The organism is Salipiger bermudensis, assembly GCF_020171625.1.
GTDB lineage: Bacteria > Pseudomonadota > Alphaproteobacteria > Rhodobacterales > Rhodobacteraceae > Salipiger > Salipiger bermudensis_B.
Map to the genome: position 1 here is coordinate 464,074 of NZ_JAIUZY010000005.1, position 13,750 is coordinate 477,823.

Sequence of the window (13,750 nt, forward strand, 5' to 3'; positions counted from 1 at the left end):
AATCGATATTTCCCAAGCCATGTATAACGCCGGCATCCTTTGAAAATGGAGGGCGGGCCGTGCGCGTCACAAAAAGAACCAACATCGCCATTCGGGTCCTGATGCATTGCGCGGCCAACACCGGCCGTCTGGTGACCAAATCCGAGATTGCCAGGCGATGCAACGCCTCTGAAAACCACCTCGCCCAGGTGATCAACCAGTTGGCGCAGCTAGGCTACCTGCACACCCAGCGCGGGCGCAACGGCGGGCTCGAGCTGTCCCGCCCGGCCAGCCAGATCCGGATCGGTGACGTGTTCCGCGCGCTCGAGGCGCCGGTGCCGCTGGCCGAGTGCTTCGCCGATGTCGACAACACCTGCCCGCTGACCGAGGCCTGCCGGCTGAAGATCGCGCTCAGCGACGCCGCCCATGCCTTCTACGCAACGCTCGATCCGATCACGCTCGACACGCTGGTGTGCGACAATGCCCCTTTAATGGACATTCTCGCGCCACAGGGGCGCTGCGCGATGGCCAAGGTGCCTCCGGTCCTTGCGGCGCAATGACAAACATCGTAACCTGAGACCGACCGCAGAGGGAGAACCGGCATCGCCGGTGCCGAAGGAGCAACCGCCCCGGAAACTCTCAGGCCCACGGACCTTTGCGGAGGCAGAACTCTGGAGAGTGGCGCGTGACAGCGCGCCCGCCGAAGGGATAACGATCTCAGGCTGACGGACAGAGGGGGCATTTCGCGCGCAGGGCCGTCCTGCGCCTTGAAATGTCCGGGGCTGCGCCACGCGCCACATCCGGGCAAGAGGGATGTGAGACCGCATGGACGAGTTGAAACGCACGCCACTACATGACCTGCACCTCGCGCTCGGCGCGAAGATGGTGCCGTTTGCCGGCTACGAGATGCCGGTTCAGTACAAACTCGGCGTGATGAAAGAGCACCTGCACACCCGTGCCGCGGCCGGGCTCTTCGACGTGAGCCACATGGGGCAGGTGATCCTGCACGGCGACGATCCGCAAGCGGTGGCGCTGGCGCTCGAGACTCTGGTGCCGGTGTCGGTGGCGGGGCTGGCCGAGGGCCGGCAGCGCTACGGGCTCTTCACCAACGATCAGGGCGGCATCGAGGATGACCTGATGATCGCCAATCGCGGCGATCACCTGTTCCTCGTGGTCAACGCCGCCTGCAAGGAGGCCGATGTCGCGCGGCTGCGCGCCGGGCTCGAGCCGGCTGGCGTGCGTGTCGAGTATATCGAGGACCGGGCGCTGCTGGCGCTGCAGGGGCCGGGCGCCGAGGCGGCGCTGTCGGCGCTGAACCCGGCGGTGGCCGAGATGCGCTTCATGGACGTCGCCACGGTCGAGCTGATGGGGGCCGAGGCGTGGGTCTCGCGCTCGGGCTACACCGGCGAGGACGGCTACGAGATCTCGGTGCGGGAGGGGGACGCCGTGGCGCTGGCCGAGGCGCTGCTGGCGCAGGAGGCGGTCGAGCCGATCGGTTTGGGCGCGCGGGATTCGCTGCGGCTCGAGGCGGGGCTTTGCCTTTACGGCCACGACATCGACACCACCACGACACCGGCGGCGGCCAACCTGCTCTGGGCGATCCAGAAGGTGCGCCGCGCCGATGGCGCGCGCGCCGGGGGCTTCCCGGGCGCCGATATCATCCTGCCGGAGATCGCCACCGGCGCGCCGAGCGTCCGGGTCGGGCTGAAGCCCGAGGGCCGCGCGCCGATGCGCGAAGGCATCGATCTTTACGACACCGACACCGGCGGCGAGGCTGTCGGGCGCATCACCTCGGGCGGATTCGGGCCGACGGTGGGCGGCCCGGTGGCGATGGGGTATGTTCCGGCGGAACGCTCCGTGCCGGGCACGCGTCTTTACGGAGAAGTGCGCGGCAAGCGTCTGCCGGTCGAAGTGGTGACGCTGCCGCACGTGAAACAAAGCTACAAGCGCTGACAAAAGGGAACCAGCGAGATGAAATTCACCGAAGAACATGAATGGCTGCGCGTCGAGGACGATCTGGTCGTGGTGGGGATCACCAGCCACGCCGCCGAGCAGCTTGGCGATGTGGTCTTCGTCGAACTGCCTGACGCCGGCACCACGGTCAGCAAGGATGACGAAGTGGTGGTGATCGAGTCGGTCAAGGCCGCCTCCGACATCCTCGCCCCGGTCGATGGCGAGATTGCCGAGGTCAACGACGCTCTGGTCGACGATCCCGGCAAGGTCAACGAGGACCCCGAGGGCGATGCGTGGTTCTTCAAGCTCAAGATCGAGGACCTCTCGGTGCTCGACGAGCTGATGGACGAGGCCGCCTACAAGAAGTTCGTCGGCTGATGCGGCGCGCCGGCCGTCCTCCGTGGCGGCTGGCGGTGCGGTCGCCCGAAAGACGAGATCCCGACCCCGTCCCGGCGCCTGCGCGGGACGGGCACGGTCGGATTTTGAGTATTAGAAACGTAGAGAAGCACAGCGGTGCGCCCTGTCCGCCGCGCTGCAAGAGGTGAGAGATGGCCTTCACGCCCACTGACTACCAGCCCTATGACTTTGCCAACCGTCGCCATATCGGCCCGTCGCCCGCCGAGATGGACGAGATGTTCGCGGCGCTGGGGGTGTCGGACCTCGACGCGCTGATCGCGCAGACCGTGCCGGAGGGCATCCGTCAGGCCGAGCCGCTCGATTTCGGCGCGCCGCTGTCGGAGCGCGAGATGCTCTGGCGCCTGCAGGAGGTGGCCGAGAAGAACAAGGTGCTGACCTCGCTGATCGGGCAGGGCTATCACAACACGATCACCCCGCCGGCGATCCAGCGCAACATCTTCGAGAACCCGGCCTGGTACACCGCCTACACCCCTTACCAGCCCGAGATTTCGCAGGGCCGGCTCGAGGCCTTGCTGAACTACCAGACCATGGTCTCGGACCTGACCGGGCTGGAGATCGCCAACGCCTCGCTGCTCGACGAGGCCACCGCCTGCGCCGAGGCGATGACCATGGCCAAGCGGGTGGCCAAGTCGAAGGCCGGCGCCTTCTTCGTGGACGAGAACTGCCATCCGCAGAACATCGCGGTGATGCAAACCCGCGCCGCGCCGCTGGGCATCGAGGTGATCGTCGGCGCGCCGGAGGCGCTCGAGGCCGACAAGGTGTTCGGGGCGATCTTCCAGTATCCCGGCACCCATGGCGCGCTGCGCGATCTCTCAGCCGAGATGGAGGCGCTGCACGAGGCCCGTGCGATCGGCATCGTCGCCGCCGACATCATGGCGCTGTGTCTGGTCAAGGAGCCGGGCGCGATGGGGGCCGATATCGCGGTGGGCTCGACCCAGCGCTTCGGCGTGCCGCTGGGCTATGGCGGCCCGCACGCCGCCTACATGGCCACCAAGGACGCCTACAAGCGCGCCATGCCGGGGCGTATCGTCGGTGTGTCGGTCGACGCGCTGGGCAACCGCGCCTACCGCCTTGCCCTGCAGACCCGCGAGCAGCACATCCGACGCGAAAAGGCGACCTCGAATGTCTGCACCGCGCAGGCGCTGCTGGCGGTGATGGCGGGCTTTTACGCGGTGTTCCACGGGCCGAGCGGGCTCAAGGCGATTGCGCAGCGCATCCATCTCAAGACCGCGCGGCTGGCCAAGGGGCTCGAGGATGCGGGCTACGAGGTACAGCCCGAGGCGTTCTTCGACACGCTGACCGTCGAGGTCGGGCTGCTGCAGAAAGGCATTCTGCAGGCGGCGGTGAAGGAGGGCATCAACCTGCGCCGCGTCGGCAAGACCAAGATCGGCATCACGCTGGACGAGGCCACCCGCCCGGCGCAGATCGAGGCGGTCTGGCGCGCCTTCGGTCTGGTGCGCAAGGACGAGGGAGAGGAGGCGTACCGCCTGCCCGACGCGCTGCTGCGCCAGAGCGATTACCTCACCCACGAGGTGTTCCACATGAACCGCGCCGAGACCGAGATGATGCGCTACATGCGCCGTCTTGCCGACCGCGATCTGGCGCTCGACCGGGCGATGATCCCGCTGGGCTCGTGCACCATGAAGCTCAACGCCGCAGCCGAGATGATGCCGGTGAGCTGGCGCGAGTTCGCCGAGCTGCACCCCTATGCCCCGGCCGATCAGGCCAAGGGCTACGCCGAGATGATCGCGGACCTGTCGCAGAAGTTCTGTGCCATCACCGGCTATGACGATTTCTCGATGCAGCCGAACTCGGGCGCGCAGGGCGAATATGCCGGCCTGCTGACCATCGCCTCGTGGCAGACGGCGCGCGGCGAGGGCCAGCGCAATGTCTGCCTGATCCCGGTCAACGCGCACGGCACCAACCCGGCCTCGGCGCAGATGGTCGGCTGGAAAGTGGTGCCGGTGAAATGCGACGCACAGGGCTCCATCGACCTCGCCGATTTCCGCGAAAAGGCCGAGGCGCACAGCGACACGCTGGCGGCCTGCATGATCACCTACCCCTCGACCCACGGGGTTTTCGAGGAGACGGTGAAGGAGGTCTGCGCCATCACCCACGAGCATGGCGGGCAGGTCTATATCGACGGCGCCAACATGAACGCCATGGTCGGGCTGTCGCGCCCGGGCGATCTGGGCGGCGACGTGAGCCACCTCAACCTGCACAAGACCTTCTGCATTCCGCATGGCGGCGGCGGCCCCGGCATGGGTCCGATCGGCGTCAAGGACCACCTTGTGCCGCACCTGCCGTCGGACCCGCTCAACGGCGGCGTCGCGGGGCCGGTCTCGGCCGCGGCCTTCGGCTCGCCCTCGCTGCTGCCGATCTCGTGGGGCTACATCCTGATGATGGGCGGCGAGGGGCTGACGCAGGCGACGCGGGCGGCGATCCTGAGCGCCAACTACATCGCCGCGCGGCTCTCGGGGGCGTACGAGATCCTCTATACCGGGCCGCAGGGCCGGGTGGCGCATGAATGCATCATCGATGTGCGTCCGTTCGAGAAATCCGCCGGGGTCACGGTAGAGGACATCGCCAAGCGCCTCGTCGATTGCGGCTTCCACGCGCCGACCATGAGCTGGCCGGTGGCCGGCACGCTGATGGTGGAGCCGACGGAATCGGAGACCAAGGCCGAGCTCGACCGGTTCTGCGACGCCATGCTGGCGATCCGCGAGGAGATCCGCGACATCGAGGAAGGCCGCATCGATGCCGAGGCCAACCCGCTGAAGCACGCCCCGCACACGATGGAAGACCTCGTGCGCGACTGGGACCGACCCTATTCGCGCGAACAGGGCTGCTTCCCGCCCGGCGCGTTCCGGGTCGACAAGTACTGGCCCCCGGTCAACCGCGTCGACAATGCCTATGGCGACCGGCATCTCGTGTGCACCTGCCCGCCGATGAGCGACTATGCCGAAGCGGCGGAGTAGGTTGTGAGAGACCGGGAGTGAGGGGCCAGCCCCTCACGCTCCCCGGGATACTTGCGGCCAGAAGAAGACAGGGGCCCCGCTCTCCGGTTCGGAGGGCGGGGCGTTTTGGTTTGGGAGGGGCTGTGTTTGTCCCTTGGCGTCGCTCCGCGTGTTCGGCGCCGGAGCGAGGGGCCAGCCCCTCGCGCTCCCCGGGATATTTCTAGCCAGAAGAAGCAGGGGCGCCGCTCTCCGGTTTGGGGGGCAGCGCCGCCTGTATTGGGAGGGGCTGTGTTTGTCCTTTGGCGTCGCCCGGCGTGTTCGGTGCCGGAGCGAGGGGCCGGCCCCTCGCGCTCCCCGGGATATTTTGGGCCAGAAGAAGCATGGGCGCCGGTCTTTGACGGGGAGGGGCGGTCAGGGGTTGGGCAGGTCGAGGAGAAAGGCGAAGGTGTCGCGGATGCGGCCCCATGTGGCGGGGTCGGAGGCGCAGAGCAGGTAGCCGTCGCGCTTGGAGGCGTTGTACTCGGAGCCGTCGAGCATGGCGACATGGCCGCCGGCGCATTGGCAGAGCAGGGCGCCCGCGGCGTGGTCCCACGGCGTGAGCGCGGCGGAGAGCACGAAATCCACGTGGCCCTGTGCCAGCATGCGCATCTCGTGCGCCGAGCATCGCAGCGACAGCACGCGCTCGAAGCGCGGCAGCAGGGCGGCCATCTCGCCCTGCTTGTCGGCGGGCAGCATGTAGAGCGGCAGGTAACCCTGCAGCGCCTCGACCGGGCCGCCCGCGGAGACCGAGAGCGTGCGGCGCTTGCGGCGTTTGGGCATGACCAGCTCGGCCGGGCCGCCGGTCTCGCCCAGCACCACGTCGTCCATGACGGGATCGTAGATCAGCCCGAAGACCGGGGTGCCGAAGCGCAGCGCCGAGACGATGACGCCGAAGGTGGCGAGCCCGTGGGCGTAGTTCCACGTGCCGTCGACCGGGTCGATGGTGAAGGCAAGCTCGGCCTCGGCGACCTTGTCGAGCACCTCGGGGTGCTCGGCCACGTTCTCCTCGCCGATGATCAGCGCATTGGGAAACAGCGCCAGCAGGCCGCGCGCGATCATTCGCTCGGCGGCGCGGTCGGCCTCGGTCACCAGGTCTTGATGGCTTTTCTTCTGGTCGATCTCGCTGCGCTCGAGATTGCGGAAGCGGGGCAGGATCTCGGCCCGGGCGGCGCGGCGCACGAGGTTGAGGATCGAGCTGCGCTGCGCCTTGCTCAGGGTCGAGACCGGCATCGGGAGGGTGTCGCTCATCGGTCGGGTCCTTTGTCAGCCAGGGGTCGCGTCAGGCTGTGCCAGCCTAAGCAGAGGGGTGCAAGCCGGGCTATTCGCGCGCCCGCAGGACCCGGGCCGGACGGGCGGAAAGTGGCCGCCAGGCGAAGCCGAGCCCGGCCAACAGCGTGGCGATGACGCCGCCGGCGATGATGCCGAGCGCAGAGGGCCACATCACGGTGAAGGTGGTCTCCATGATGAACCGGCTGATCCCCCAGCCGCCGAGGATGCCCGCCCCGAGCGCCACCACCCCGGCCCCGGCGCCGAGCAGCGCCGAGCGCAACGCGAAGCTCTGCAGGATGCGGGCGCGGCTGGCGCCCAGCGTCTTGAGCACCGCCGCCTCGTAGGTGCGCGCGCCTTCGCCCGCCGCCGCCGCGCCGATCAGCACCAGGAAGCCGGTGAGCAGGGTCGCCACCGCGCCCCAACGGATGGCACTTCCGACGCCCTCGAGCAGCTCGGCCACCCGGTCGATGGCGTCCTTGACGCGGATCGCGGTGATGTTGGGATAGCTGGAGGCGAGATCGCGCAGGATCTGCGCCTCGGCCTCGGGCTCGGCATAGACCGTCGAGATGAAGGTGTGCGGGGCGCCCTGCAGGGCGGCGGGGTTCAGGGTCATCACGAAGCCGATCCCGGCGGTGGAGAAATCCACATCGCGGAAGCTGGTGATGGTGGCGGTGATGTCGCGGCCCAGCACGTTGAAGGTGATCTCGTCGCCCAGCGACAGGCCGATCTCCTCGGCCTCTTCGCGGGCAAAGCTGATCTGCGGCGGGCCGTCGTAGTCCTCGGGCCACCATTCGCCCTCGGTGAGGATGGTGCGCGAGTCGGGTTGCGCGGCATAGGTGATGCCACGATCGCCGCGCACCACCCAGTGATCGCCCGCCACCTGTTGCGCGTCGACGCCGTTGATCTCGGTGATCACGCCACGCAGCATGGGGGCGGTGTCGACCCGGGTCACCGCGTCGTCGCCCTCGAGCCGGGCGAGATAGCCGTCGATCTGGCCCGGCTGGATGTCGACGAAGAAATACGACGGCGCAATCTCGGGCAGGTCTCGGTTGATCGCGGCGCGCAGGTTGCCGTCGATCTGGCCGATGGCGGCGAGCACCGACAGTCCCAGCCCCAGCGACAGAACGACCGAGGCCGCGGTCTCGCGCGGGCCGCCGATGGCGCCGAGCGCCCAGCGCCAGACCGGGCGGCCACGGGCGGCGCCGGTGGCGCGGCGGGCGATCGCGCGGATGCCGGTGGCGGCGACGGTTAGGATCAGCAGCGCGCCGAAGATGCCACCAGCGGTCCACAGCGTAATGCGCGGATCGCCGGAGAACAGCATCGCCACGCCGACGAGCAGCGCGATCAGCAGGGCGGTGGCGACGAGGTATCGCGCGGCCGGCAGGGCGCGGGCGCTATCGAGCGCATCGCGGAACAGGGCCGCGGCACGCACCTCCTCGGTGCGGGCGAGCGGCCAGAGCGTGAAGAGCAGCGCCGTCAGCACGCCGTAGATCGCCGCTTCGGCCAGGGGGCCGGGGTAGAGCGTGAAGAGCACCGGGATCGGCAGCGACTGGGTGATGAGCGGGGCGAAGATCAGCGGCACCCCGGCGCCGAGGATCAGCCCGAGCGCGATGCCCAGCAGGCTCAGCGCGCCGATTTGCAGGAAATAGGTCTGGAAGATCACGGCCCGGCTGGCGCCGAGGGTGCGCAGCGTGGCGATCACCGGCGTCTTGCGCGCGAGGTAGGACCGCACCGCCGCCGAGACGCCGATGCCCCCCACCGCGAGGCCCGAGAGCCCGACCAGCACGAGGAAGCTGCCCAGCCGGTCGACGAAGCGCGCCACGCCGGGCGCGCCGTTGCGGGCGTCCCGCCAGCGGATGCCGGTGTCGCGGAAACGCTCCACGGCCTGCGCCTTCAGCGCATCGAGATCGGCGCCCTCGGGCAGCCGCATCCGGTACTCGGTTTCGAACAGGGAACCGGGTGCGAGCAGGCCCGAGCCCTCGAGGTCTGCGGTGCGCACCAGCGTGCGCGGACCAAGGCCGAAGCCGTCGCCGGCGTCGTCGGGCTCCTTGACGATGGTGGCGCTGAGGGTGAAGTCCTGCGTGCCGAGGCGGAAGCTGTCGCCGGGGGCGAGGCCCAGCCGGTCGGCCAGCACCGGCGCCATCACCGCCCCGGGATGCTCGGCCCCGTCGAGCGCCTTCGCCAGCGGCATCGGCGGGTCGAGCACCATCTCGCCCAGCAGCGGATAGCCGTCATCGACGGACTTGATCTGCGTGAGCCCGCGTTCCGAGCCGGCCTCGGTGTCGACCACCGCCATGGAGCGGAAATCGGTGATCTCGGACAGCGCCGTCGAGATCCCTGCGAGCCAGGCACGCTCCTCCTCGGAGGCGAAGCGATAGGTGAATTCCGCCTGCGCGTCGCCGCCCAGCAGGATGGCGCCCTGATCGGCCAGCCCGGCCTGAATCGCCGAGCGCACCGAGCCGACGCCGGCGATGGCGGCGACGCCAAGGGTCAGGCAGGCGAGGAAGATGCGAAAGCCGCGCAGGCCGCCGCGCAGCTCGCGGCGGGCGAAGCGGGCCGAGATGGCAAGGCTCATTTGGCCGCCCTCGCCACCTCGCCGGCGACGCTACCGTCGGTCAGCCGCACCACCCGGTCGCAGCGTTGCGCGAGGGTGTTGGAGTGGGTGACGAGCACCAGCGTGGCGCCGTGGCGGTCGCGCAGTCCAAAGAGCAGGTCCATGATCGCGTCGCCGGTCTTGCCGTCGAGATTGCCGGTCGGCTCGTCGGCCAGCAGGATGTCGGGGCGCGGCGCCGAGGCGCGGGCCAGCGCCACGCGCTGTTGCTCGCCACCTGACATCTGCGCCGGGTAATGGTCGGCACGGTGGCCCAGCCCCACCGCCTCGAGCTCGGCCGCGGCCTTGTCGAAGGCCGCCTTGTCACCGGCAAGCTCCAGCGGGGTGGCGACGTTTTCCAGCGCGGTCATGGTGGGGATCAGGTTGAAGCTCTGGAACACGACGCCCATGTGATCGCGGCGAAAGCGCGCCAGCCGGTCCTCGTCCATCGCCGTCAGATCGCTGCCCAGCACCGAGACCGCGCCGGAGCTTGCGCTCTCGAGCCCGCCCATCACCATCAGCAGCGAGGACTTGCCGCTGCCCGACGGCCCGACCAGCGCCAGCGTTTCGCCCTTCGCCACCTCGAGCGAGATGCCGTGGAGGATTTCCACCATTCCGGCATTGCCGCGCAGGCTGAGTGTGACATCTTTCAGGGCAATGACTGGATCAGGCATGAAGGAGCGTCCGGGAAAATGATGCGTTCGCTTACATATGGGCTGCGTGCTTGGCGCAGCAAGCCGCTGGCCGTCACGTTGGTGCTAGGCACGGTGGCGGCGCTGCCGGCGCGCGCTGAAACGGTGCATATTCTGGCACTGGGGGACAGCCTCACGCAGGGCTATGGGCTGGCCCAGGGCGAGGGCTTCGTGCCGCAGATGCAGGCGTGGCTGGCCGAGCGCGGCCATGACGTGCAGCTGGTGAATGGCGGCGTCTCGGGCGACACCACCGCCGGCGGGTTGTCGCGGGTCGAATGGTCGCTGACGCCGGAGATCGAGGGGATGATCGTGGCGCTGGGCGGCAACGACCTGCTGCGCGGGCTGCCACCAGAGACTGCGCGCGCCAATCTCGACGGCATTCTCGAGGTGGCCGAGGCGCAGGAGATCGAGGTCCTGATGGTGGGGATGAGCGCGCCCGGAAACTATGGCGCCGACTACAAGGCGGGGTTCGATGCGATCTACCCCGAGCTCGCCGAACAATACGATACGCTGTATTTTCCGGATTTCTTCCGTGGCCTCGTGCCCGAGGGTGGCACGCCGCAGGATGCGGCGGGCATGATGCAGGGAGACGGCATCCATCCAAACGCCGACGGCGTGGCTCTGATCGTCGACGCGATGGGGCCCTCGGTCGAAGAGCTGATTTCGCAGGTTCATAGCGGCGACTGACCTTCGCCGACCATGGCCGCGCGCCGTCCGGACAGTGGCTTACTGCGCCGTGGTCGCCGCAAGCGCCTGTTCGTCATCGTCGCCGCGCGCACCGGTCGAGAGCGACGGCAGCAGGCCGAAACTGAGGGCGGTGGCAAAGTAGAGCACGACGGCGGAATTGAAGGGCACATCAAGCGCGAGCCAGCTTGTGAGGGCGCCGATCAGGCCAAGAATGCTGCCGACGAGAATTCCGATTACTGCCATTTGACACCCTTTGAACACTGGAACTGATTACCTTGGCGCAAGGGCATGTAGCGCTGCAAATCCGGCTGGAATGTGGCTCGGGCGCGGCCATATCCGAGCCATTTCAGTAGGGGCACAACCCTAGGTGCTACAACGCAAAACGGCGCGCCCGAAGGCGCGCCGCTTGCAGGGTCGTCGTGATCGGATCTTCGGCGGTCAGAGCACCGTCACCGGCGTGCCGACCGGCACCCGGTTGTAGAGGTCGATCACGTGCTCGTTCAACATGCGGATGCAGCCATTCGAGACCGAGCGACCGATCGTTTCCGGCGCGGTGGTGCCGTGGATGCGGTAATATGTGTCGCGCCCGTTCTGGAACAGATACAGCGCGCGGGCGCCGAGCGGGTTGCCCGGGCCGCCGGGCTGGACATAGTCGTTGTCGATGAACTTGCTGTAGGCCTGCGGCTCGCGCTCGATCATCTCGTTGGTCGGGCGCCAGGTCGGCCATTCCTTCTTCACCTGGATGATCGCGTCACCCGTGAACTCGAGCCCGGCACGACCGACGCCGACGCCGTAGCGGATCGCCTGACCCGGTGCGGTGACGTAGTACAGGAAGTGCGCGCGGGGCAGGATCAGGATCTGACCCGGCGGCAGGGTATTCTTGATGCCGACCTGCTGGGGCCGGAATTTCGGTTCGACCTCGAAAGCGAGGGCGGGCGCTGCGGTGGCGAGCGCGAGGCCGGCCGTGGCGCTGGCGACGAAGTTGCGGCGGGTAATCATGGGCAGTACTCGGATCTCATTAGGACAGCGGGGCTATTCTCATCACCCCCAACCTGAAAGCAATGATGTGTTTCCACAGGAAATTGTCACAATGGCGTGGGAAGCACATATAATACCGCCGGAATGTAACCCGGCAGCGGACAATGGTCAAACCCGACGGCCTTGACGTTCGGTCAGCCTGACAATGGTTCAGAAGCAAACCTCCCTGCCGGGAGAAACGCGCCACGCGTGGTGCCGCGCTTGCGACCGGCACCGCCAGTTGGAGCGGTCTTGAGCGGCTCACCACGTCGATCCGGAGTGAGGGTCCGACGCGGGCGGTGGCCTTCCGGGCGCCTTCGTCTGGCCAGTGCCGGGATATGGCGGTTGCAGGCTGGCGTCCGGCGCCTCCAAGCCGCCGCATCCGATGACCGCGCGCGCCGCGCACCCAGAGAGCGCGTCGCGGCGCAGGATGTCCCGGCTTTCGGTCGAAGCCTCCAGCCGCATTGTCTTACCCCCTGCGGCGAACCCACCCGCCGATCTGTTGCTTTCCCGACAGCGCGGTTGCCGCTGCCGCCTTCGATGCCGGGCCGGTACGCCTCATTCTCGAGGCGCCGCGGCGTTGCGTCCGGCCAGCATGACGCTGATCGTGTAGGCCTTTTGCGGGCTGAGCCCGGCCATGATGGCCGCCGCCGCATCGGGGCGCATCCGCCCGAGGAAACCGGCGGCGAAATCCGGCTCCATCTCCTCGAACAGGGCCGCGGCCTGCTTGGGCTTCATCGTGGCATAGACCTGCGTCAACTGGGCCACGTCCTCCTCGGCGGCGGTCTTGGCAATGGCCAGCGTCTCGCGCAAGCGGCGCTCGGCGTCTTCCATGGCGCTCATCCTGCGATCGATCTCGGCCTCTGCCACCGACAGGGCCTGCATCCGCGCCCGCAGATCCGATTCGCGCTTGCTCACACGGTCTTCGCGGGTCTTGAGCGCCTCGAGAATGGGCCCGATATCCGAAGCGACCGGGCAGCCCGCAGACGCAGTCTCGGCCTCTGCGCCAATTGTCGGATCCTGCATCGCGACGGCCTCGGGTGCGGGCTCGGTGTTTTCGAGCGCCAGCGCGGCCCCCGCCTGCATCCCGATGCGGGCCAGCGCCGAGGCGATCAGCAGCGCCCCGATCACCGCGAGCACGCCCATGCCGCGGCGGGTCCGGGGCGCCTTGGGTGTCTTCCGGGCAAACATCATCGCGAGCCCTCCGTATGGCGGACAAACCTCGGCTCTTCGTCCTTGCGGGGCGGCGGCGGGGGCTGTTCCGGAAGGTCATGCAACGAAGCGAGCATCAGTTCGAGCCGTTTCGCGGCATCCTCTGCGCGCACGGTGAGCGACTCGAGCCGGGCGGTCGATTCGCCCGCCGTGCCCTGCGCCTCTCCGAGCGTGCGGGTGAGATCGTCGACCTGCGCAGACAGCACCGCCACGGCCCCGCCGACGCCGTTCTCGAGATTGGTGAAGCGCGATAGGCGGCGCGACAGGACAAAGCAGTAGAAGCCGGCGCCGAGCGCCCCGGCGGCAAGTAGGATATCGGCGATCAGGTTCATACGGTCCCCCTTCAGTTCAGCACGAATTCCATCACCAGCAGGTCGTGTATGCGGTCCTCGCCCGCGACCATCTGGATCCGCCGCAGCATCTGCGAGCGCAGGCGGATCAGCGCCCCCGGAGCCGCGACATCGGAGGGGCGCAGCGCCCGGAGATAGCTGTTAAGCACGTCGATCACCCGCGGTGCGAGGGTTTCGACCTCGGCCACGTATTGCGGCGGAACCTCGAGGCTGGCGCGGAACCGCAGGTGGTGCAGATCGGCCATCGTGCCCATCGAGATGACCAGCGGCTCCAGCTCGACGAACGCGACGTCGGCGCCGGGCAGCGGCAGCGCGGACTCGCCGCCATGGTCCCCGGCTTCGCCGTGCGCGCCGTCGCCATCGGCGGCCTCGGCCGGCGCATGGCCGCCCCCGAACGGCAACAGGCCGGACCAGGCCGCAAAGAACCCACCGCCGCCGCCGGCAAGCGCCAGCACCAACCCGATCAGCATCGGCAGCTTCGATCCCTTTTTCTTCGGCGTGCCCTCGTCCTCGGCGGGGGCGTCGGCCGTGGCGTCGGTCATGACGGACCTCTCTTTCAATCCGTCATGGGTATAGCCGCACAGGAAC

Annotated in this window: 13 protein-coding genes and 1 riboswitch; of the genes, 5 read left to right on the forward strand and 8 right to left on the reverse strand. The window is 68.4% G+C overall.

The genetic code is table 11. The features are described 5' to 3' along the window. The first annotated feature begins 59 nt into the window (after positions 1-59). From LCM15_RS11565 to gcvP, 4 genes are all read left to right on the forward strand, one after another. A complete protein-coding gene (locus LCM15_RS11565; RefSeq protein ID WP_224856506.1) occupies positions 60-539 on the forward strand; it encodes an RrF2 family transcriptional regulator in 480 nt (159 codons plus the stop codon). A 19-nt stretch (positions 540-558) separates the two neighbouring features. Beyond that, a riboswitch (glycine riboswitch) is annotated at positions 559-644 on the forward strand. A gap of 160 nt (positions 645-804) precedes the next feature. Next, entirely contained in the window at positions 805-1,932 is a 1,128-nt protein-coding gene (gene gcvT / locus LCM15_RS11570; protein WP_224856508.1) for a glycine cleavage system aminomethyltransferase GcvT, read from the forward strand. An 18-nt stretch (positions 1,933-1,950) separates the two neighbouring features. Further along, on the forward strand, positions 1,951-2,310 hold the full coding sequence (gene gcvH / locus LCM15_RS11575) for a glycine cleavage system protein GcvH (protein ID WP_224856510.1): 360 nt from the start codon (positions 1,951-1,953) through the stop codon (positions 2,308-2,310). Positions 2,311-2,480: 170 nt separating this feature from the next. Continuing rightward, positions 2,481-5,327, forward strand: a complete 2,847-nt coding sequence (gene gcvP, locus LCM15_RS11580) for an aminomethyl-transferring glycine dehydrogenase (protein WP_224856512.1) — start codon at positions 2,481-2,483, stop codon at positions 5,325-5,327. A gap of 390 nt (positions 5,328-5,717) precedes the next feature. On the opposite strand, the gene LCM15_RS11585 is transcribed toward gcvP, so the two are convergent. The 3 genes from LCM15_RS11585 to LCM15_RS11595 all read right to left on the reverse strand — a co-directional run bounded on the left by LCM15_RS11585 (position 5,718) and on the right by LCM15_RS11595 (position 9,878). Further along, a complete protein-coding gene (locus LCM15_RS11585; RefSeq protein ID WP_224856514.1) occupies positions 5,718-6,593 on the reverse strand; it encodes an inositol monophosphatase family protein in 876 nt (291 codons plus the stop codon). Between the two features lie 70 nt (positions 6,594-6,663). Next, positions 6,664-9,189 carry an ABC transporter permease gene (locus LCM15_RS11590; protein ID WP_224856515.1) on the reverse strand — a complete coding sequence of 842 codons (2,526 nt, stop codon included), beginning with the start codon at positions 9,187-9,189 and terminating at the stop codon, positions 6,664-6,666. Next, a complete protein-coding gene (locus LCM15_RS11595) occupies positions 9,186-9,878 on the reverse strand; it encodes an ABC transporter ATP-binding protein (protein ID WP_224856517.1) in 693 nt (230 codons plus the stop codon). Before LCM15_RS11595 ends, LCM15_RS11590 begins: the two co-directional genes overlap by 4 nt. An 18-nt stretch (positions 9,879-9,896) precedes the next feature. On the opposite strand from LCM15_RS11595, the gene LCM15_RS11600 reads away from it, so the two are divergent. Then, entirely contained in the window at positions 9,897-10,583 is a 687-nt protein-coding gene (locus LCM15_RS11600; RefSeq protein ID WP_224856519.1) for an arylesterase, read from the forward strand. A gap of 39 nt (positions 10,584-10,622) precedes the next feature. Here the strand turns inward: LCM15_RS11600 and LCM15_RS11605 are convergent, their stop codons facing one another. From LCM15_RS11605 to fliL, 5 genes are all read right to left on the reverse strand, one after another. Further along, entirely contained in the window at positions 10,623-10,826 is a 204-nt protein-coding gene (locus LCM15_RS11605) for a hypothetical protein (protein ID WP_224856521.1), read from the reverse strand. A gap of 195 nt (positions 10,827-11,021) precedes the next feature. After that, entirely contained in the window at positions 11,022-11,582 is a 561-nt protein-coding gene (locus tag LCM15_RS11610; protein WP_224856522.1) for a L,D-transpeptidase, read from the reverse strand. 576 nt (positions 11,583-12,158) lie between these two features. Further along, entirely contained in the window at positions 12,159-12,794 is a 636-nt protein-coding gene (locus LCM15_RS11615) for a MotE family protein (RefSeq protein ID WP_224856524.1), read from the reverse strand. Further along, positions 12,791-13,144, reverse strand: a complete 354-nt coding sequence (locus LCM15_RS11620; protein WP_224856526.1) for a hypothetical protein — start codon at positions 13,142-13,144, stop codon at positions 12,791-12,793. Before LCM15_RS11620 ends, LCM15_RS11615 begins: the two co-directional genes overlap by 4 nt. A gap of 11 nt (positions 13,145-13,155) precedes the next feature. Beyond that, positions 13,156-13,704, reverse strand: a complete 549-nt coding sequence (gene fliL, locus LCM15_RS11625) for a flagellar basal body-associated protein FliL (protein WP_224856528.1) — start codon at positions 13,702-13,704, stop codon at positions 13,156-13,158. Positions 13,705-13,750: the final 46 nt, after the last annotated feature.

Bases quoted from the DNA above. Each gene is read 5' to 3' on its own strand.
- LCM15_RS11610 (WP_224856522.1), bottom strand. From the start codon at position 11,582: ATGATTACCCGCCGCAACTTCGTCGCCAGCGCCACGGCCGGCCTCGCG.
- gcvP (WP_224856512.1), top strand. From the start codon at position 2,481: ATGGCCTTCACGCCCACTGACTACCAGCCCTATGACTTTGCCAACCGT.
- LCM15_RS11620 (WP_224856526.1), bottom strand. From the start codon at position 13,144: ATGAACCTGATCGCCGATATCCTACTTGCCGCCGGGGCGCTCGGCGCC.
- LCM15_RS11595 (WP_224856517.1), bottom strand. From the start codon at position 9,878: ATGCCTGATCCAGTCATTGCCCTGAAAGATGTCACACTCAGCCTGCGC.
- gcvH (WP_224856510.1), top strand. From the start codon at position 1,951: ATGAAATTCACCGAAGAACATGAATGGCTGCGCGTCGAGGACGATCTG.
- gcvT (WP_224856508.1), top strand. From the start codon at position 805: ATGGACGAGTTGAAACGCACGCCACTACATGACCTGCACCTCGCGCTC.
- LCM15_RS11585 (WP_224856514.1), bottom strand. From the start codon at position 6,593: ATGAGCGACACCCTCCCGATGCCGGTCTCGACCCTGAGCAAGGCGCAG.
- LCM15_RS11605 (WP_224856521.1), bottom strand. From the start codon at position 10,826: ATGGCAGTAATCGGAATTCTCGTCGGCAGCATTCTTGGCCTGATCGGC.
- fliL (WP_224856528.1), bottom strand. From the start codon at position 13,704: ATGACCGACGCCACGGCCGACGCCCCCGCCGAGGACGAGGGCACGCCG.
- LCM15_RS11615 (WP_224856524.1), bottom strand. From the start codon at position 12,794: ATGATGTTTGCCCGGAAGACACCCAAGGCGCCCCGGACCCGCCGCGGC.
- LCM15_RS11590 (WP_224856515.1), bottom strand. From the start codon at position 9,189: ATGAGCCTTGCCATCTCGGCCCGCTTCGCCCGCCGCGAGCTGCGCGGC.
- LCM15_RS11600 (WP_224856519.1), top strand. From the start codon at position 9,897: ATGATGCGTTCGCTTACATATGGGCTGCGTGCTTGGCGCAGCAAGCCG.